Raw genomic sequence first — 19279 nt, 5'->3', positions numbered from 1 at the left:
AAGAGAGCGAAGTCGAAGCACTTATGATTTACTCGTCAAACAAAAATGTCGCCTCTGAATATAACCGTACACCCTTTTTCTTTACGCGCTCTTCGATCCAATGTTCGAGGTAGGTTTGTTTGTAATCCAACGGTTTGGCGCTCGAAAGTTCATGCAAGGGATAGTTCAAGTGTAGGGCACGCGGTGAGACTGTAAAGCGTGTGATGCCTGTTGGTAGAACAACGTTTTGCCCTGCCAGTTTGAGTACGGTCTTGATCTTGAAGTTCGGAAAGATGAATAACGCAGTGAGATCGGGATAGATCGTTTTGAACGAGTCGATCAGGGTTTGGCTGGTGCGGTCGAGCGAGGCGCGCGTTTTGTATGTGTTCACCACATGGTGCATGGTTTCGATGTGAGTGGGGAGGTCGCTGGGGTCTTCTTTCAAAATATAGAAATTGCCATCGGGGAAGCGCACTTGCATGGGCACATACTTGGGTGCGTCCAATGATTTGCGTGTGTTCACTTTGACAAGTTCGGTGCCCTTCACTTTGCGAAGCGATGCCATCAACGATTTGGCGCTCATGCCCCAGACCACATGGTTCCATGTCCGCAGATTGACTTGCGGATTGTTCACTTCCACAACCTGCGCCACTGTGTGTGGGAACTCCAACGCCTGCAAAGATGTAACACGGTTCGCGCCATCAAGCACCATGTATCGGTCTGTGCCATCACCGAGTGGCATTACCACTGGCGGGTTACGCATGATGCCGTGCGCACGCAACTTCTCCACCAAAGGGAGTGTCCGTTGCGCATCATGGTCTTCGTGCAGGATCAAAGACTCAATGGGAAGGATTCTCAGGTTTGGAAGGTTGGGAATCATTGAATGAAGGATACCATACCAAGGCTGTCGTTTCCAACACTTAAACGTTCCAATGCGATCACAAAGTCTTCAGGACGTTCAGCTTTGAATGTGAGTTGTTCGTTTGTTGCAGGATGTGTGATCTTCAACGAATACGCGTGTAGTGCGGGCCGTGCAATAATGTCCGTGATCATTGCATCATATAGGACGTCTCCCAAAAGCGGATGCCCCAACGCGTAAGCATGGACTCTGACCTGATGCGTTCGTCCCGTCATCGGCCGCGCCTCCACCAACGCTCCATCCTGATACCGTTTCAATACTTTATATCTTGTCTCTGACGGTTTTCCGTTTTTTGTATCCACCATGGTACGGTGTTTCTTTCCAACATTGGCACGCAACGGGAACTTGGTGATCTTCTCGTTCCATTTCGGCTCACCTTCCATAATGGCGTGATAAACCTTTTCAGCTTCGTGACTCTCGAATTGCATGTTGAGCGCACGATGCGCTTCGGCAGTCCGCGCGAAGACCATCACGCCGCTGGTGACTTTGTCCAAGCGATGGACGATGAATATTTTTTCGTATTCTTCCTCAAGCATTTGGACAAGGTAAGGTGCGTTCTTCTCCCATCCATCGGGGAGTACAGGAAGGCCAGCAGGTTTATTGATAACGATGATATGTTCATCTATATGTAGGATTTGCATGGGTCTATTTTACTTTAGTAAGGTGACAGCCACTTATAAAGCGACTGTCACCTCTGTAAACTTCTTGACACCCCTTCCATAACCGCATATTATCCAACTTATGAATGAACAAACTTCCAACGAACCATATAACCCCTTCCACATTGATTCTCTCAATCATCCATTGGCTGGTCCTATCCGCCAGTTGTTGCATCGAGATGGGCGGCGTGAACTCAATCAGATCCTCATTGACGATGAAGAGAACATCATCCAGGCGTTGGAAGCGGGCGTGGAGATCGAATCGGTGTACTTTGCTGGGGAAGAAGTCATCTCTGATACTTTGCGGAATAAGTTGACACCCGGTGCCACGATCCATGAAGTGGCAAAACGGACGACGAAAAAGATCTTTGAGAACGATAAGATGTCCCGTATTTTTGCGATCGCTGAAACGCCCCAGCCAAAAGGTTTGGAGTTGTTGAAGACGATTAAAAAGGATATTGTCGTTTTGGAAGATTTGAGCATTTCAGGAAATATCGGGAATATCATCCGCACGTCACTGGCATTGGACTTGGGCGGGATGATCCTTTTGAACATGGATCCGCTCGATCTGTATGACCGACGTCTCATTCGTGCCAGTCGTGGATACATGTTCACCCTTCCGATCATGACCGCTTCAACGAAAGACTTTCTCGATTATTGCAAAGCTAACAACGAGACATTACTCGTCACTGCGATGGAAGCAGAAAAAAGCGTGGAGGAGATTGCATCTATTCCTGAACGTTTGCTCATTGTCTTTGGCAGTGAAAAGGAAGGCTGTACCCCCGAGATCGAGGAAGCCGCCACGATGCAAATTCGAATCCCCATTAATGAAAAGGTCGAATCGTTGAACGTCTCTGCAGCAGCAGGGATCACGTTGTTCAACCGAGTTCAATTCAATCGGAAAGCGTAAGAAATATTATTGAAATGAAGAAGGAGCCGGGAATTGCGGCTCCTTCTTTTTATCTTCTGGCGCGTTTGATATCAAGCGCTGTGCTGAATCCCACCCATGCGGCAATACCGTAAAACAAAATGTCCATAAACTCGAAGGCAGTAGAGAATAGTTCAACAGTGGCGGCTGGGGACGTAAGGAAGAAAAGGAACACTTGTAGAAAAGAAGCTCCCTCTTCTCGTGCGATGATGCCTGAGTAGAAGATCAAATTTCCAAGCACACACCCGATTAGTGCGAGTATGGCGCTGGAGATACCGTAGATTGCGGTCTTTCCTTTTCCAAAGAATTTGACTGCGATACCAACCAAAAAACCAACGCCAATTGCCATCCACCCGATCTGGTATTCGGTGAAGTAGGTGACCGCGCCCCATATAATGGCGCTGACCAACATCGCGATCCCACCGCCGATCAAGCCCATGATCAGGTTCGATTCGTAGTTCAATTCATCAATCGCAGGCGGTGTTTGAGGGAAAGACGAGTCCATCATTTTGCATTCTCCTTTTGGGATGAGTTTGGTGTGTATGTCCACCTTGCAAATAGTATACGACTCGTTTGCACCGACTGCTACGGCAAATTGGTACTGGACTAACTGCTTGCTCCGCTATATTTTTTCAAGCCAAATTTCCATATCTGCGAAGCGACGAGAAAACTTGCGATGGCAATCCCGATAAACATGAATGTTTGCGGCGTACCTAATTCCTGCCTGAGTGCGCGGACTGGTATGGTTGTGGCAACAGCAACAGGGATGATAAACGTCACAATAACCTGAAGCCAGGGCGGATAGACGGACACAGGATAGCGGCCTGCATCCAGCAAGGCTTGCAAAAGGGTGACGTTGTTATCGAACTTTGTAAAGTAGAACGTGAATGCGATCATCACGATCCACAGGCTGTAGATGACAATCGCTCCGCAAACGATCAGCAGGAGGAAGTACAGGATGCTAAGGGGAGTGGTCACATCACCGGCCCGGTTAATGCCGATGAAGATCAAAATAATAGCGACGGGAATATCCCAGAGCCGCCAGATGTTGATGCGGGAGAACGTGACCAGGAACATACTGCTGACAGGTTGGAGGATGGTGTAGTCCATTGAACCGTCACGGATGGATTGATTGAACTTCTCTGTGTTGGGCCAGACGAGTGTCATCATCATGGTGTGGACGATCTTGAAGATGCCAAGCAATGCGAGAAGTTCACCAAATCCCCAGCCGCCGAGTGTATTGGTGTTGCTGAAGATAATGGACAAACCCAACAATTCCCAGCCGAGCCACATCATGTTGAGCAAAATGTTGATAAGAGCATCCGCACGATAGGCAACTGCCATTTGGACATTCACTTTGAACAAGGTGGAAATGAGTTTGAGGAAGTGCATATTATGCTCCCACCGCTGAATAGCGTTTGACACCTTCGCGCCAAACCCAGCGGAATAAAAACCACGCAACAAGGAACCAGAGTATGCCCGCCATGTATCCCTGCAAGATCTCGGTTGACGAAAGCTTCCCTTGTATCATTTGAATGGGCAGGTACATGAACAATTGGAACGGTAAAAACTTTGCAATGTTCTGGATTAACGTAGGCATCAGTTTCAGTGGTACGAACTGCCCCGCGAACAAAAGGATCATCGCGTAATAAAACTCATGGATGGAATAGACGCGTGTTGTCCAAAAAGCCAAAGACGTGATCGTGCCAGATAACAAAAAGTTGATCGCGTATCCGAGCAGGAGAACAGGGATCGAGAGTAGAATTCCGCTGATCGTAACAGAAGCAAAATTGGGCTTGAAAAGAAGCGCAAGCACGATCCAGATCGGGGTCAGGATCATGATGTTCAATGCCTTGAATGCGATGTCGTTCACGAGTGTATTCGTCAACACTGGGTGAATGGGTTTGATAAGTTCGCCTGAGAGTGTGCCGTCCTGCACTTTGTTTGCGAGGATGTGAATGATGATGTTGCTCGTGAGTTGATCGCAGACGAGCAGAATCATATAGTAGGTGATGAAGTCGTTGGCGGTGAGGCCGCTGACGTTACCGTTAGCGCTGGCATTGGCGATGCTCGTCCACACAGCGAGGTAAATGATGGGTGAGACCAACCAATAAAAAATATACATGAAAAGGTTGGCGCGATATTGCCATTGTTCTGCCCAGTTCACTTGCCAGAGTCGTTTGAAAATGTTTAGCATGTTTTATTTTCTCCTCGCTGAGCGTAGCGAAGTCGAAGCGGCTGGTTGCATGTTACGTGTCCTTCGACTGCGTTCCTCGTTGCACTCGTCACTCCGCTCAGGACGGAAATTATTCGTTGAATGCCCGTTCGATCACATCTTCAATCGGCGGGTCAGTGATCGTGATATCGTGGATGGGAAGTTCGGACAACATCCGTGATGTGACCTTTGTGACATCTTCGGCTTTGACCTGGATGTACTGCTTCTCCGCGTCTTCCTCATTTTGAACTGGTTCGCCGTACTGAGACAGGTTATGCCCGTTTGCTTTTTCCAGCCTTACCCCGATCAGCTTGAACGGAGCAATGCGCCGTGAGAGATTGGCGATGCCGCCATCATACTTAAGCTGTCCGTGGTGGATGATGATAATGCGCTCGCACAGTGCGGTCACATCTGCCATGTAGTGACTGGTGAGGATGATCGTTGCGCCGGTGCGTTTGTTGTACTCGCGCAAGAACTCACGGATCTTTACCTGACCTGTGATATCAAGCCCGATGGTGGGTTCATCAAGGAACAACACTTTGGGGCGGTGGAGCAAACCTGCTGCGATCTCGCACTTCATGCGCTCGCCGAGCGAAAGATTGCGGACGGGCTTCTTCATCAATGGTTCAAGCTCAAGCATCTCGTCAAGTTCTTTGTATGTCGCTTTGTATTCATCGTCGGGAAGACGATAGATTGCCTGGGCAAGTAAAAACGAATCCGCCGCAGGGATATCCCATGAGAGGCGGTTGCGCTGTCCCATCACGAGGGTCATCGAGCGAAGGTAATCGGTCTTGAGCTCCCAAGGTGTGAACCCGAGCACGGTTGCTTTGCCGCCAGTGGGGTGGAGCAGGCCAGATAACATTTTGAGTGTGGTTGTCTTACCCGCTCCATTCGGGCCTAGAAAACCGACAACTTCTCCCTGCTCGATCTTGAAGCTGACGTTCTGTACGGCCTTTACATCTTTAAATTTACGTTTGAAGAAACTCTTCACCGCTGCGCCGAATCCGCCTTCGCGTTCGGGAACCTGGTAGGTCTTGCTAAGCTGTTCAACTGTTATAGTGGGGGACATAATACAATCTCTCCTGTGGAAGGAACGATTTTATCATTACTAGAACAAAAGTGCTAGACTGTTTGGCGTGGGAACTTTTACTGAAAAGCATCGTCTGGTAATTGATAATAAAAATCGGAGAAAAATCATGAATAAGTTTGTAATTGGACTGTTGTTGGTAATTCTGTTGAGTGCCTGTTCCAGCGGATCGACCGCATCCATTGAAGGACAGTGGAAATTGGTTTCGTACGATCAAACAGCGGCCGTGCCCGACGTGGAAACTTCCATTGAATTCAAGGACGGCCAAATGAGTGGAAATGTGGGCTGTAATGGATTTGGCGGAGAGTACACTGTAGATGGCAACAAGATCAAGTTTGGCTCTGTCATGTCTACAATGATGTTCTGTGAAGCAGTGGCAGATCAAGAATCAAGCACGTTGACCGTTTTGCAAAAAGATGCAACTTTTATTTTGAATGATGATCAGTTGACCATTACTTCTGCTGATGGCAGCGCATTCATCATGTTGAAACGGAAATAAAGAAAGAGCCAGAGACACTAGTCCCTGGCTCTTTCTTCTAGAAGGCGGATACTCTGTACCAAATCTCAACATTTACGTTGATCGTTTTACTATGGTGGATGTCCATGTCCAAATTGGGCTCAGCCGGTGCGGGTGCGCGTGATTTCATCATCGCTGACTGTGCCTGAAATCGTATTGGCACCTCTTCATCATACGCATTCTCAATAAAATCGTATATACCCAATAATTTCACACCGAGCGAAGATGCTACTTTTTCTGCTTTGCTCTTTGCCTTTTCCATCGTTATGGATAATCCATGCTCACGTGCTTCAGCTTCATTATATTTCCACTCGATCTGTTCAAGCGAAGCGTTTTTTTGAGAGGAGATGATATCGAGTAGTTCTGCGAGTTGATCCAGTTTATCGCAACGGATTTTGAGACGATATGTAGCGCTGGATGACTTCAACACCATGCCGCTTGATGTTTCGATGTGAACCCCTTGCAAATGGATCGCTTCGGGACTTAACCCAAAGCTGGTCAATGCTTCGACAAGCCCATTCACCTCTTTCGCTTTTTTCATCGCCTGGTCGCCGCTCACAAGGGACGAGCCTTTTACATTCACAAGCAGATCGGCACGATCTGCAAAGATTTCCTCGCGGTGTGATGCAGATACTTTTATAGTGTCGGGTTTGTACTCCATACGAACTCTCCTTTTATAAAAAATTCTGACAGCCGATGTTGGGGTAATAAGTTCTTGGTCGCCATACCTTCCATTGCTCAAACAACAAATTTTTGCTGAATTTTACTCATCGCATACTCGGCAAGCGCGGTGATCGTTAATGACGGATTCACTCCGGGTTGGCAGGCATGATGATGCGGTCAATAATACAAAGCCCTTCATAGTCTTAATCGTTCCTTTTGAGAGTTCAATAGAATGATTTAGTTGAAATAACAGAATGGGGTTTGGTTAGTTAATTATTACGCAATTGACCCTAATGTCCTGCTGGAAACGAATAGAGAGGTGTATAGTGCTTATGGAAATGGAGCGTACATCATGAAGGTAAAAAAGCCGTATTATCTGTTCGTATTGTACTTTGTAATTTCAATTGCATGTAATGCCCTTAGCGGCCCATCGGTCAGCCAAGTTCCACCGACCGGTGAAAGTCCGCAGGAAAGGGTAGCCACAAAAGTACCTCCTCCCGTGGCAAGCGGCAATGGCCCGGAAGGATTTTCGGCAGAAGCCACATCCGCGGACAGTGTGAAGTTAGTCTGGCAGGCAGTTGACGGTGCAACATCCTATCATGTTGCGGTGACAACAAATGGCGGCGTGGTATTGACGGTCATTGACTTGCCATCTACTACGACAGAATATGAAGACTTTCTTGTAGCCCCAGACAGCCAACTTATCTATGTGGTGGAGGCAGTAAGCGATTCCGTTTCCATTGGACGATCTGTGGCGAATGTGACCACTCCAGCCCGTCAGCCGAATCCGCTTCAGGTGTTAGTTGAGTTTGATACATCTGTAGCGGTTAGCCAGAAGATCGGACCCGCAGGCGGCATCATTTCGGTCATGGATTCGTCAGGCGTATCATATGAACTGTCCATCCCACCTGGTGCGCTCGAGCAGGAGACGGATATTAGTTTGATCCCGCTCAGTGATCTTTCGGCATGGCCGTTGGATGGAGAGATGATTGGTGTGGTTGGAATAGAACCGGAAGGATTGGTGCTGAATGAACCTGCTACCTTGACCATTACACCGCCTTCTGCAGTTACTACGGATGGCTTTGCAACGGTCGGGTTTTCGTTTGAAGGTTACGGGGGAGAGTTTGCGCTACGGCCTGTAAATGATTCGGCGCTGGGTACCAGCTACATTCCAGGATCTGCACACCTCGCGAGTCCGAAAGCTCAATTCATGGATGCGGTCCGGCAATGGTTGTCAGAATTACGTCCGGCCGGCGCAGGTCAAGTTAGCCCAGATCGGGCCGCTAAACTCGTGCAACAAAACCCACCATCGGATTCATCGGCTGCTTTTGATCAAAAAAATGCCGCCTCGCTGGCAAATGAAGATGATCTCACGCCTCTGCCAAGGATCGAATGGCTGACAAGATACAACACATTTCATCGAAGAATCCAGGAAGTTACCGAGTGCCACGAGTTGACGGATGCCATTAATTTTCTAAAGGAAGCGAGTAAGTTAAAAGATGGTGGTAAGGATCAGACGATCAGGATTGACCATGAGAACCAGGCGATGGATGAAGTGATCGAGAAGGCCAAGGATGTGATCGATAATGCCGGTGAGGAGTGCAAGGAAAAGAAAAGCGATGGACAGAAATTTACCAATGGCCCATGCGCACTTCAGTTAATAAGAAAGATTGCGGCCGGTGCCACTCCATTTTATAAGGAATTACAAACCCGCATGCTGGAGGTATACGGTCAGGATGTGCTTGTGAATGGCCAGTTCAATATCAAGAATGCGTGCAAGCCAGGTTTCGTTATGAGTGGCGGCACGGATGGAATGAAGGTTAATGAATCGACGTGTAATTTCCCCGGTAAATTTTCTGTAAAAGGATCGGTCTATGGAGGGGCGATCACACTGACATTCACACCCAATTCAGCGGAAGAGGGTAAACTGCCAGGCGGTGGAACGTATTCGTATGTGGGGAGCGGGGCAGGTGTGCCTGCATCAGGCAAAGGTACGTTTACAATTTCAGGAAGCTTGGAGACAACCGTCTATATTCAAGCAAAGGGGCCGGGTAAGGCTGCTGACGCGAGTGGATTTGGATCAGAAAATTACACCCTGACACCCGTGGAGTATGCCTGCGGAAACAGCAACTAAAATCGATTAATCTAAAGAAAAGGATGTTCTGTTGAATCGGGCACCTTACTCATCGCATACTCGGCAAGCGCGGTGATCGTCAATGACGGATTCACTCCGGGGTTGGCAGGCATGATGGAGCCATCGATGATGTACATGCCTTCGTAGTTGTGGACAGCGAAGTTCTCATTTACAACGCCTTCGTTTGCATTCTTCCCAATGGGCGCGCCACCGAGGATGTGTGCGGTAGTGGGGAGGTTGAAAACATTTTCGGTAACGGAACCCAGTGCAATACCGTTGATGCGTTTAGCATAGGCGCGTGTCACATCGTGGCCTGCATCCACACGAGCGTTGATTGCATGATCGGTCTCGCGTTCAGCGACCAAGCCGCGGCGAAAGAGCGTGAGTGGACTGCGCCCGATGCGGAATTTCATGTGATTATCCACGTGTTGCATGATAAGCAAAATGGTTGTGTTGTGCGCCCAACCGGGGAGCACCATTGTCCGCAAATAATCAATGGGATGGCTAAAGATCCATGTGAGCGATTTGAAAATACGCGCAGGGATATTGGTCACATCTGAGATGAGTGGTGCGCCAAGAAAACGCATGAGCGAGGAACCATCAGGGTAACGGACGGGTTCAACGCGAGTCACCTCGTCTGCGTTGAAGATCGAAGAGATGGAAACGCCCTCAGAATAATTGATATCAGATTCGCGGGCGATCGAACCGAGCAAGGCTTCGGAGTTTGTCCGCACCATATCCCCGAGATGTGGCGAAAGATCGGGCAAAGACTTTTTCACATCGCGCAAGTTCAACAACAGTTTCATTGTCCCCATCACGCCTGCAGAGAAGATGACATTATGTGCATAAACCGTTTTGGTTTGCTTGAATAGTTTTGTCGATGTTTGATAGGTGATGGCGTAACGAGTGTCCGACGATGGACTATTGACCGTTGACCGTCTACCGTCATCTGTCCACGGTCTAACATCTATAACTTCAACCTCTGACTGAACTTTTGCCCCATTCTTTTCCGCAAAATACAGATAATTTTTCGGAAGCGTGTTCTTGGCATTATGACGACAACCGACCATGCATCCGCCACAGTGACGACAGCCTGCGCGCTCGGGTCCCTCTCCGCCGAAAAATGGATCAGCAACAGTGACATTTGCCTCCCCGAAAAATGCGCCAACATCCGTTGCACGGAAGGTGTGACCCATGCCGCGCTCTTCGGCGATCTGTTTAAGGACTTCATCGCCTCGCCATAACTTTGGGTTGCGTGCCGCGCCGAGCATTCGCTTTGCCGTTTCATAGTGTGGACGCAACACCTCGCCCCATTTGAGATTTTGATTCCATGCAGGGGTGGCGAAGGTTTCATCGGTAGGGACCTCAAGTACGTTGGCGTACCCCAAACTTCCGCCGCCCACACCTGCTCCGTGCAGAACCATCACACCTTTGAGAATGCTGATCTGTAAAATACCGTGCGCACGCAAAGCGGGGAGCCAAAGATATTTCCAGAACTGCCAGTTGGTCTTGGCAAAATCCTTATCTTCAAAGCGTTTACCTTTTTCAAGCACAAGGACGGAATATCCTTTTTCCGTGAGGCGCATGGCAGAGACACTTCCCCCAAAGCCGCTTCCTATAATTACATAATCATAGATCTGATGCATCAGTGCTCCCTCCGCAGTGAGTTGGCCTGATTATAAGCGGTCAGCGTTTAGCTTTCAGCCTTTAGCGATTAGTTTTTAGCTAAGAGTTAATCACTATCTGAAAGGACAAACATCCTCAGGCACATAGGTGTGACTTTGCGACCCGTGATAATCGCTCCCGAGCGGAGTCAAAATCTCGGGATGTTCTACTGCATATTGGATGGCTGCCGCGCAACCATCGTACATTTTATGTGTGGACTGGTATGCGTCCCAGAATGCCGATGCCATTTCCACATAGGGACTGCCATATGGGTCGTTACTAAACTTTTGTTGCAGGGTGTTGTAGACCGTGCCCGCATCGGATTCGTGATTTTGGACGAGGTTGATGAGCATGATGCGGTAGTAGGCATACGCGGCGAGACGAGGGTATTCGGTTAGGTCAGAAGGCGTTACAGTTGGCATATCTCTAAGTCCATCTCTGGCATAGGCTTTTGATATTTCATTGTCGTAAATATCTTTAGACCACGGAAACAACTGATCTTTGAAAATTGCATTTTGATAGAGTCCTAATGCCGTTTGGTATTTCCCCCCGGCACTTGTTTCGTCAGCGTCTTGTATAGTTTGAAAACGATACTGTGCGGTTTCATATTCAATTTGACTTTCGGAAAAATACTTGCCATTCCAAGAATAGATATGGGTTTCATTTCTCCAAGGTATAAGATGTGCATAACGTGATGGGATTGGAAATGGTAACGTATTTTTTAGTATCAATTCGATGGTTTTGTTTTTGTCAATGTCTTGAACGATTGGCCCTGGACTCAAGTAAGCATCGGCAGATTCGTCTTCTAGTAAAGATGAATAACTAATCCCATTCCATTCGTAAATCAATATGATATCTTCTCGGGCAGAATGTCCGCCTTGCAAATCAATGAGCACTTCTGGTATGCCATTTAAATTCATGTCATCTTCAACTTTGAATGTTGCTAACATAAGCCAGGCTGGTTCGGTGGTCTCGCTTAAAAAGTTTTGAAATAGCCCATCTTTACAGCCTAAGATATAAACAACCCTATCGTCTGTAAGTATTAATTCGCTTATACCATCGTCTGTAATATCTCTTTGTTGCCAAGAGTTTTTATCAAACCAATGGATCTCTTGATTGATTGATTTCATTATTTGGCTGGGTTGAGCACCTTTGTTGAGTAAGTCAATAACTGCCTGAATATCTACCCCAAAAACTCCATCTCTTGTAACTAGTGTTGTTGATGTGAAAGAAATATTATTATCTATACTTGGGCATTCCGCTTTTGGCGCGGGGGTGACTATGACAATCGTTGAAACGTCAAATGTCGGTGTGAAGGTGGGGATGGTGGGCAGAGGCGTGACGGATGCAGTCCGTGTGGGGGAGGGGATAAATGTCTGTGTGGATGTAGGGAGTGGAGATGGGGTGAATGTCTCAGAAACAGAGGCAGGCTCAGGTGGAGTCAGAGGCGAGGTTTGTCCACAGGCGGTGAGTAATAATGCTAGAACAATGATGAATTGGAGAAGTGTTCTTTTCATGTCTAGAATCCAAAGCGAGCTTGCATGTTCTTGTAGGTTTGTTCTGCCGTCTTGGCTGGGCTTTCGCGGCCAACGTAAATGAAGTCTTTCTCGCTATTATACGTAAGGCCGCCATTGATTCCCACACACCAAATGATTTCTGCACGTTTGATAAATTGCGCATCGTTAACCATTTGCCCTTCGGGTAGGATCAATGTGATGGGGCGAATGCCGATTGCCTTTTCGATCTTGTCCATGCTGGTGGAGACTTCGGTAAATACATAACGCGGTGCTTTCTTTTCCATAATACCGAGATTGGAGTGTTTGTTTGTGTGCGTGGCGATCTCCCAACCCTCGCTCGATAACTCTTTTAGCAATGCCACGTTTTGCGGATCGGCGTATTCCGTCTCGGTGACGACTCCAAGAACGGCTGGATACCCCGCCTCGCGCAGTATACGGATCATTTCCAGAAAATCTTTGTGGATCGGATACGGCAGATAAATATCGTCAATGGTGATGATGAAGAGATGTCCCTTTTCGGTGGCTGTGATCGCGGGGTTATTGTATATATCCCGATAGGTAACGACCTTCATGTTATTCTGTTTCAAGAGGACGATCAGGTCTTTTAGAAGCGCGATCGAATCGAAATTCAGGTTGGGGCGGTGCAACATGATGGTTGGCGGGGTATTGCGGATCGGGTCAAGCGTTGGGGTTATGGTGGGTGTGAGTGTGGGGGATAACGTCGCTGTGGATGTAGCGGTGAAGGTCAATGTTGGGATTGGTGACGGAGTTGTTGTGGATATTTCGGCGGCAGGGCTCAGTGGGATTTGAAGCGCGGGCGAAGCCGGTCCGCAAGCGGTGAGAAATAAAATTCCGATCAGCAGTATGGTTGATAGGTGTTTCATGGATTTCCTCCCGTATGTTGGGTTATTACTAAAACGGGAACTTGTTAATCAAAGTTCCCGTTTTCTTTCTTCGTTATTATTACTGGTGACTAGCTTACTCGTGTCTTCCCTTTAACACCAATCGTATCGGTGTTCCCAAGAAGCCATACTCCTCGCGGATCTGGTTCTCGAGATAACGTAAGTATGTGAAGTGCATCAGCTTCGGTTCATTGACGTAGATCATGAATGTCGGCGGGTCAGAACGGACCTGGGTGCCGTAGTACATCTTCAATTGACGTCCTGCATGTGCTGGGTGCGGGTGCGCATCTTGCGCCTTATGGATGACATCGTTGATTTTGGATGTGGTCAGGCGCGCGAGACGTTCCTCTTGCACACGCAAAGCCATCGGCATGACCGTGTCCACGCGTTGGCCGGTCTTGGCAGAGATGAACAACAGCGGGACGTAGTCCATGAAGTTTAGGTCTGAGCGGATCTTCCTTGTGTAATCTTCTGTCGAGTACGAATCTTTTTCGATGGCGTCCCATTTGTTGACGATCACCACGCAGGATTTCCATTGTTCGAGGATGAAGCCTGCAATGTGCGCATCCTGTGATGTGATGCCTGTTGTCGCGTCGATCATCAGCAGGGCAACGTCCGCGCGCTCGATAGCTTTGAATGAACGCAACACGCTGAACTGCTCCACGCCGGGCTCGATCTTTCCGCGCCTGCGAATGCCAGCCGTATCGATCAACGTCACTTCGAGTCCGTTCACATTGATCTTGGTGTCTGTCGCATCGCGGGTTGTTCCGGCAATAGGGCTCACGATCGCGCGTTCTTCGCCGACCAATTTGTTCAACAAACTGGATTTACCTGCATTTGGTTTACCCACCAACGCGATCTTGATACTTTCATCTTCCTCTTGCGGTTCATCATTATGGAAGGACGCCAGCAAAATATCGAGCAGGTCACCTGTGTTGGTTCCGTGCACAGCAGAGATCGCGATCGGGTCACCCAGACCCAATTCATAGAATTCTGTTGCGGCATTTCGTCTCTCTTCGTTTTCGCATTTGTTGACCACCACAAAGATGGGAGGCCAGAACGTGCCATCCGCCAGTTTTTTCTGTGACTTGCGAAGGATGCTTGCTACTTCCAGATCTGGGGATGTAACCCCCGCTTCGCCATCATTAACAAATAAAACTGCATCGGCCTCACGGATCGCCATCTGCGCCTGGGCCTTGATCTCATTAATAAAATCCGCAGAGCCAATGGAGAGGGGCGTATTACCGCCATGGGTGGGGTCAATACCGCCGGTGTCGACAACGTGAAATGAGCGTCCACTCCACTCACATTCCCCGAAGAGACGGTCGCGTGTAGTGCCGGGTGTATCGTCCACGATGGCCATGCGTTCACCGACAAGGCGGTTGAACAAGGTGCTTTTTCCTACGTTGGGTCTGCCAACGAGTGCTACGATTGGTTTTGTCATACTCTTTTTTACCACCAAGGGCACGAAGAGCACTAAGGTTTACTAAGTCTCTCAACGAGAAGACTCTCCTTAGATTTTTCTTCGTGACCGTTGTGTCCTTTGTGTTTAAATTTTTACGGTTTCTTCGTCGGGAACGGTGTGATCGTTGGTGTGACGGGGGGTGATAATACCACTTCTATCGTCCCGGGCAAAATGGATTCTACCAGCACGTTATCCACCAGAACATCTACAAGCGGGGTGAGTTGATGTGTGCCGAGCTCCAAACCGGTCACATCCACGGTCACGATCACGTCTTGAGGGGTGAGCGCATCGAGCACCGGCAACGGCCCGGAGATGATCACGTCCACGGTTTGTGGAAGCACCTGCACGGCCAGCCCTTCAGATAAGCCAACGACATTGATGGTTTGATTCAAAAGCGTCAGGCTGGTTTGAATGGGAGAGATGCCCACTGTCACCTGCACCGATTGATTGCCGACCAGCGTCACATTTTCTGGCAGGTTCAGCGCTAACCGTGTGGTGATATCTTCCTTTGCATCCTGCAAATCAAGGGGCTGTGTTTCAACAACACCGGGCAATGCATTCACCAATGCAGGGTCTGACGCAAAAACAGTGACAACCGGTGGAAAGACCGAAACGTTTTCCACACGATAGCCAGCGGCTTGTTGTCCTTGCACGATCACTTTCACAGCTACATCGCGGAACCCGCCTTGTTGGCTGACCGGCACACCCACATGCACGTTCTCAGGTGTTATGGTCAAACCTCTCACTGTAGAATTGTTTTCATCCAGGATCTGGATTGCATTCGATTGATCCACGCTTTCGCGAACACCATCCAGGTTCACGAACACGCGTGCCTTTGCTACTTGATCCACAATGGATTTGGGTCCTGATACGACCACTTCCTTGGGGTCAAGTTCTACATCCCCGGCTCGGTAACCGATTGCCGGTATACCTCCCAGTGAGAGTTCGATAGGTAAGGTTTGAGTGGCGATCGGCTCCAGAATAACAGGAACAGTTTCCGGGTTGGCAAGAACGATCTGATATGGGCGAACAAGGACGTGAAGTTGAACAGTCGCAAGATGTTCACCCGCGCTTAGGCCAGATAAATCCAAAGTGGCTTGCACTGATTTCTCTTGTGCGGTCAATAATTCCCATACAGAATGTGGTGCGCGTAACGTGACCTCTACATTGGATGGGATTTCGCTGGTGATGATGAGTGAAGAATCCTTGCCAATGATCTCAAGCGGAATCGGGTTGGGATAGATACGAACTTCATCTGGGTCTGCGGATGTAACGGCAGAAACCCAGACCGATATGCCAAGCACAAGCGCGAGCAGGAAGGTGCGAATGTTTGCGGCAAAACGGCGCATGCTATTCATCCTTCCTTTTGAGAAGATTTGGAAATAAACGTTTCAACCATACACGTTGCGGTGTGGTTGTATCGGGGCGGAAGAACGCGGCAAGGATCTTTTCCAAACGCTCTGGTTCAATGCGGCGGATCATGCGCCCGGCGTGTGAGATGGATATGGAGCCGCTCTGTTCCGATACGACGATGGATACAGCGTCACTGACCTCTGATACGCCCAAAGCGGCGCGATGTCGAAGTCCCATCTGACGCTCTGGTGTGCGGTTCAATACTCCACTGGCTGATAACGGCATAACGCAAGCCGCGGCAACAATGCGTCCGTTTGAGATGATGACAGAGCCATCGTGTAATGGTGTATCAGGATAGAAGATTTGCAGAAGCAGTTCTGGAGTGACATCTGCTCGCATTTGTACGCCGGTTTCAATATATTGTTCGAGGCTGTCCTGTCGTTGAAGAACGATCAATGCACCATGTTGTCTCGCTGAGAGTCTCGTGGCGGCTTCGACGATTGCTTTGAGTAATTTGTTGATGTCTATATCGTGTGGGCGAGGGGCCGTGGTTGCTAGTGTGAATATTCCTGCGCGCCCCAACCGTTCGAGTGCCCGGCGAATCTCTGGTCCAAAGATGACCGGTATCGCAAGTAGTAAAGCGGGCAATGAATTTTGTACAAGCCAGGAGAAGGCGGGGAGTTCAACCAGTGTTGTGAATAACACCAGCATGACCACCAAAAAGATCACACCGCGTAATAACACCATCGCTTGTGTGTCACGAAGTGAATACAACACGGCAAAAAAGATGAGCGAGACAAGCAATATGTCGAGAACGCTCAGCCAGTTGAGTCTTTGGAATATATAGAGGAGGTTATCTAGAAAATTCGCCATTCTAGTGTGCGTAGATCAGTATAGTATTGTTTACTAAATTCAGGCTTAGACTATGGAAGCCCGGTCCTTTTGCTGATGAACCCGGTAGCCTGCCCGACTACTGATCTATTTTATCGCTATAGATATAGCACACTTAGATTGGGCGAAGGACGCGGTCTGTACGCAATTGTTTAAAGAATAGAGCTGAGCCTTTAGGCATCGATTCGATGGCGGCGTCGGTCCATGCCTGCACATCCAGCGACTCCGGTGTGCGGCGTTCATAGCCGACTTGTTTCCAAACAGAATCGAAGCCAACCAATTCCATCGGCGGGAAGACAAGTGATGCTTCACATTGCAGTTCGCCGGAAGCGCGCTCCACTTCACCTAAGAGGAGGGGGAGTGCCTTATCAGCCGTGGCCTTAGAGTCAAGATAGAGATCCAAAGTCCTTGCAACCAAGTTCTCCACTTGCCAACCTGCAATCCCTACAAGCTCATCACCTAATTGAAGTAAAAGGAAAGCTTTTTCACCGAAGGCTTCCATGACCTCATCCCTGTTCATGGTTCGCTTGCCTTTGCTTAATCTGGTAATCAAGTCTGCTATTTTCTGTGAGTCGCGTGGCTTGCCGCGTTGGAGGGAGAAAGTCTCTGGGCCGGTCGCAGGCTTCTTTGAAATAATAAGCGTGGCTGGTTCTGCTTCTGCTGAAGGGACAATTTGTTTCCATGCTTCGTTGACCTGTTTCCACAACTCTTCAAAGGAGCCGTTGTTATGGATGACCACTTTGGCTGAAGCGAGTTTTTCTTTTTGTGCTGACTGCGAATGGATGCGTTGCATGGCATCATCTTGCGTCATGCCACGCTTGCTGACCAGCCGTTCAATCTGGACCTTTTGGTCTGCATCTGTCACCCAAACCGTATCGCACTTTGAGCGTAGTTCTGATTCAAGGAGCTTGATGGCCTCGATCACGATCACGTTCTGTGTCGAACGTTTGGCGAGCAATTCAATTGCCTGGCTTACATAGGGGTGAACGATATCTTCAAGTTGGGCAAGAGCTTGTCCATCTGCAAAGACGAGACGCCCAAGTTTTGTGCGGTCGATCTGACCATCTTTATCGAGAAGCCAGGTGCCGAATCTGTCTAATACGGGTTGATAGCCCGGTGCCCCCTTGGAAATGACGCGATGTGATAATGCGTCTGCATCAATGGTATATGCGCCAAGATGCTCCAGCATACGCCGCACTACGCTTTTTCCGGTTGCGATATTTCCTGTCAGACCGATGACTGTTTTCCCTGGCCAATTACTCACGATGACTCCATGGTCTATTGATTTAGTGCTTTTCTCTTATATTCTAATGTCTTTTTCGGATTTCTCCAATATTTGCCGTGTTTTCAAGACTGTCAATTCCGGTTGACGCACTCCTCTCATACGTGTATGATGAAGTTGCCTCAGGTCGGTTGGGCGATCGCGGTGGCGCCTTGGCGCCCTCGAGGAAAGTCCGCACTCCATATAGCACAGCGTCGGATAACATCCGGGGCGGGGTACCTCCGCAAGGAGTCAACCTGCCGGATAAGGGCCACAGAAACAAACAGCCCCGCCATGCGGGGTGATGGTGAAAAGGTGGTGTAAGAGACCACCGGCATCCGTAGTAATACAGATGGCCAGGTAACCCCCGTTGGGAGCAAGACCAAGCAGGGATGAAGCCACCTGCGGGTGGTGGGAGGCGGCTCGTCTTCCTATGTATCCTCTTATCACGGTAAGAGGGTGAGTCCCGGGTAGGTCGCATCGAGCGATGTGGTAACACATCGCCCAGAGAGATGATCGCACAAGTGGAGTAATCCACTGGACAGAATGCGGCTTATAGACGGACCTGAGGCGTTTTTTATCACACCATGCTATATCCCCAAAGATAAAAACTTTTATGAATATAACCATACTCACTTATGGGTCCCGTGGTGATGTTCAACCTTTTCTTCCACTATCCCTTGGTTTGATGGCACGCGGGCATGTTGTCAAATTGGCGGCGCCAGCACGTTTCAAGGATCTTGTTGAAGGTTACGGGATTCGTTTTGTCCCATTAGCTGGTGACCCAGAAGACTTAAGTCGACGTTTGAATGATGCTGGCTATAACTCCATAAAACTGATCCGTGAGTTAATGGATCACGCTATTGAGATCGGCGGAGATGTCTTACGACAAACAGAAGATGCTTGTGCAAATGCCAATCTCATTATCCATACTTTTTCACATGCGGTTGGTGCTCATACATTGGCACGCGAGAAAAATATTCCCGATATTCACATTCAAACTTTTCCCATGTTCACACCAACAGGGGATTATCCCAACGTCACGATGCCTGATTTGAAGTTGCGTGCATTAAATTATATGACGCACGTCATCTCGCAAAAGGTCTCTTGGTGGACAGCATCTT

General features: G+C 48.7%; 18 protein-coding genes and 1 other RNA gene (1 of these 19 only partly in view). 5 read left to right on the top strand and 14 right to left on the bottom strand.

Going from position 1 to position 19279, the window contains the following annotated elements; all coding sequences use genetic code 11:
• Positions 1-28 precede the first annotated feature (28 nt).
• Both IPP66_00470 and IPP66_00465 read right to left on the bottom strand, forming a co-directional pair.
• Complete coding sequence (locus IPP66_00470; protein MBK9923738.1) at positions 29-859, bottom strand: hypothetical protein; 831 nt, start codon at positions 857-859, stop codon at positions 29-31.
• Positions 856-1539 carry an RluA family pseudouridine synthase gene (locus tag IPP66_00465; GenBank protein ID MBK9923737.1) on the bottom strand — a complete coding sequence of 228 codons (684 nt, stop codon included), beginning with the start codon at positions 1537-1539 and terminating at the stop codon, positions 856-858. Before IPP66_00465 ends, IPP66_00470 begins: the two co-directional genes overlap by 4 nt.
• A 100-nt stretch (positions 1540-1639) precedes the next feature.
• Here IPP66_00465 and IPP66_00460 point away from each other — a divergent pair, with 100 nt between their 5' ends.
• Positions 1640-2467 carry a hypothetical protein gene (locus IPP66_00460; protein ID MBK9923736.1) on the top strand — a complete coding sequence of 276 codons (828 nt, stop codon included), beginning with the start codon at positions 1640-1642 and terminating at the stop codon, positions 2465-2467.
• A 49-nt stretch (positions 2468-2516) separates the two neighbouring features.
• Here the strand turns inward: IPP66_00460 and IPP66_00455 are convergent, their stop codons facing one another.
• The 4 genes from IPP66_00455 to IPP66_00440 all read right to left on the bottom strand — a co-directional run bounded on the left by IPP66_00455 (position 2517) and on the right by IPP66_00440 (position 5769).
• Positions 2517-2993 carry a hypothetical protein gene (locus IPP66_00455; protein MBK9923735.1) on the bottom strand — a complete coding sequence of 159 codons (477 nt, stop codon included), beginning with the start codon at positions 2991-2993 and terminating at the stop codon, positions 2517-2519.
• 98 nt (positions 2994-3091) lie between these two features.
• Positions 3092-3877: an ABC-2 family transporter protein gene (locus tag IPP66_00450; protein ID MBK9923734.1), complete on the bottom strand. Its 786-nt coding sequence runs from the start codon at positions 3875-3877 to the stop codon at positions 3092-3094.
• Position 3878: 1 nt separating this feature from the next.
• Positions 3879-4682 carry an ABC-2 family transporter protein gene (locus tag IPP66_00445; GenBank protein ID MBK9923733.1) on the bottom strand — a complete coding sequence of 268 codons (804 nt, stop codon included), beginning with the start codon at positions 4680-4682 and terminating at the stop codon, positions 3879-3881.
• Positions 4683-4791: 109 nt separating this feature from the next.
• Positions 4792-5769, bottom strand: coding sequence for an ABC transporter ATP-binding protein (locus IPP66_00440; protein ID MBK9923732.1), 978 nt, complete (start codon positions 5767-5769; stop codon positions 4792-4794).
• 127 nt (positions 5770-5896) lie between these two features.
• On the opposite strand from IPP66_00440, the gene IPP66_00435 reads away from it, so the two are divergent.
• Complete coding sequence (locus IPP66_00435) at positions 5897-6286, top strand: META domain-containing protein (GenBank protein MBK9923731.1); 390 nt, start codon at positions 5897-5899, stop codon at positions 6284-6286.
• A 37-nt stretch (positions 6287-6323) separates the two neighbouring features.
• Here the strand turns inward: IPP66_00435 and IPP66_00430 are convergent, their stop codons facing one another.
• Complete coding sequence (locus IPP66_00430) at positions 6324-6965, bottom strand: SIMPL domain-containing protein (GenBank protein MBK9923730.1); 642 nt, start codon at positions 6963-6965, stop codon at positions 6324-6326.
• A 354-nt stretch (positions 6966-7319) separates the two neighbouring features.
• On the opposite strand from IPP66_00430, the gene IPP66_00425 reads away from it, so the two are divergent.
• Entirely contained in the window at positions 7320-9101 is a 1782-nt protein-coding gene (locus IPP66_00425; GenBank protein MBK9923729.1) for a hypothetical protein, read from the top strand.
• 11 nt (positions 9102-9112) lie between these two features.
• Here the strand turns inward: IPP66_00425 and IPP66_00420 are convergent, their stop codons facing one another.
• The 7 genes from IPP66_00420 to IPP66_00390 form a co-directional block, all read right to left on the bottom strand.
• Positions 9113-10747, bottom strand: coding sequence for a GMC family oxidoreductase (locus tag IPP66_00420; protein ID MBK9923728.1), 1635 nt, complete (start codon positions 10745-10747; stop codon positions 9113-9115).
• Positions 10748-10840: 93 nt separating this feature from the next.
• Positions 10841-12283: a hypothetical protein gene (locus tag IPP66_00415; GenBank protein ID MBK9923727.1), complete on the bottom strand. Its 1443-nt coding sequence runs from the start codon at positions 12281-12283 to the stop codon at positions 10841-10843.
• 2 nt (positions 12284-12285) lie between these two features.
• Positions 12286-13167, bottom strand: coding sequence for a polysaccharide deacetylase family protein (locus IPP66_00410; protein MBK9923726.1), 882 nt, complete (start codon positions 13165-13167; stop codon positions 12286-12288).
• 94 nt (positions 13168-13261) lie between these two features.
• Entirely contained in the window at positions 13262-14629 is a 1368-nt protein-coding gene (gene der, locus IPP66_00405) for a ribosome biogenesis GTPase Der (GenBank protein ID MBK9923725.1), read from the bottom strand.
• Between the two features lie 113 nt (positions 14630-14742).
• Positions 14743-15999 carry a hypothetical protein gene (locus IPP66_00400; protein MBK9923724.1) on the bottom strand — a complete coding sequence of 419 codons (1257 nt, stop codon included), beginning with the start codon at positions 15997-15999 and terminating at the stop codon, positions 14743-14745.
• A 1-nt stretch (position 16000) separates the two neighbouring features.
• Positions 16001-16876: a TIGR00159 family protein gene (locus tag IPP66_00395; GenBank protein ID MBK9923723.1), complete on the bottom strand. Its 876-nt coding sequence runs from the start codon at positions 16874-16876 to the stop codon at positions 16001-16003.
• A 133-nt stretch (positions 16877-17009) separates the two neighbouring features.
• Complete coding sequence (locus tag IPP66_00390; protein MBK9923722.1) at positions 17010-18158, bottom strand: dephospho-CoA kinase; 1149 nt, start codon at positions 18156-18158, stop codon at positions 17010-17012.
• 141 nt (positions 18159-18299) lie between these two features.
• On the opposite strand from IPP66_00390, the gene rnpB reads away from it, so the two are divergent.
• Both rnpB and IPP66_00380 read left to right on the top strand, forming a co-directional pair.
• An RNA gene (gene rnpB, locus IPP66_00385) (RNase P RNA component class A) lies at positions 18300-18727 on the top strand.
• A 44-nt stretch (positions 18728-18771) separates the two neighbouring features.
• Positions 18772-19279, top strand: the 5' portion of a protein-coding gene (locus tag IPP66_00380; protein ID MBK9923721.1) for a glycosyltransferase family 1 protein. The gene runs 752 nt beyond the window's last position; only the first 508 of its 1260 coding nucleotides appear in the window; it begins with the start codon at positions 18772-18774; the stop codon falls past the right edge of the window.

Source organism: Candidatus Defluviilinea proxima, assembly GCA_016721115.1.
Taxonomy (GTDB): Bacteria; Chloroflexota; Anaerolineae; order Anaerolineales; family Villigracilaceae; genus Defluviilinea; species Defluviilinea proxima.
This window is presented reverse-complemented; position numbering and strand designations above follow the sequence as displayed.

Coding starts and splice junctions, on each gene's coding strand:
- IPP66_00470 (MBK9923738.1), bottom strand. CDS start 859: ATGATTCCCAACCTTCCAAACCTGAGAATCCTTCCCATTGAGTCTTTG.
- IPP66_00465 (MBK9923737.1), bottom strand. CDS start 1,539: ATGCAAATCCTACATATAGATGAACATATCATCGTTATCAATAAACCT.
- IPP66_00460 (MBK9923736.1), top strand. CDS start 1,640: ATGAATGAACAAACTTCCAACGAACCATATAACCCCTTCCACATTGAT.
- IPP66_00455 (MBK9923735.1), bottom strand. CDS start 2,993: ATGATGGACTCGTCTTTCCCTCAAACACCGCCTGCGATTGATGAATTG.
- IPP66_00450 (MBK9923734.1), bottom strand. CDS start 3,877: ATGCACTTCCTCAAACTCATTTCCACCTTGTTCAAAGTGAATGTCCAA.
- IPP66_00445 (MBK9923733.1), bottom strand. CDS start 4,682: ATGCTAAACATTTTCAAACGACTCTGGCAAGTGAACTGGGCAGAACAA.
- IPP66_00440 (MBK9923732.1), bottom strand. CDS start 5,769: ATGTCCCCCACTATAACAGTTGAACAGCTTAGCAAGACCTACCAGGTT.
- IPP66_00435 (MBK9923731.1), top strand. CDS start 5,897: ATGAATAAGTTTGTAATTGGACTGTTGTTGGTAATTCTGTTGAGTGCC.
- IPP66_00430 (MBK9923730.1), bottom strand. CDS start 6,965: ATGGAGTACAAACCCGACACTATAAAAGTATCTGCATCACACCGCGAG.
- IPP66_00425 (MBK9923729.1), top strand. CDS start 7,320: ATGAAGGTAAAAAAGCCGTATTATCTGTTCGTATTGTACTTTGTAATT.
- IPP66_00420 (MBK9923728.1), bottom strand. CDS start 10,747: ATGCATCAGATCTATGATTATGTAATTATAGGAAGCGGCTTTGGGGGA.
- IPP66_00415 (MBK9923727.1), bottom strand. CDS start 12,283: ATGAAAAGAACACTTCTCCAATTCATCATTGTTCTAGCATTATTACTC.
- IPP66_00410 (MBK9923726.1), bottom strand. CDS start 13,167: ATGAAACACCTATCAACCATACTGCTGATCGGAATTTTATTTCTCACC.
- der (MBK9923725.1), bottom strand. CDS start 14,629: ATGACAAAACCAATCGTAGCACTCGTTGGCAGACCCAACGTAGGAAAA.
- IPP66_00400 (MBK9923724.1), bottom strand. CDS start 15,999: ATGCGCCGTTTTGCCGCAAACATTCGCACCTTCCTGCTCGCGCTTGTG.
- IPP66_00395 (MBK9923723.1), bottom strand. CDS start 16,876: ATGGCGAATTTTCTAGATAACCTCCTCTATATATTCCAAAGACTCAAC.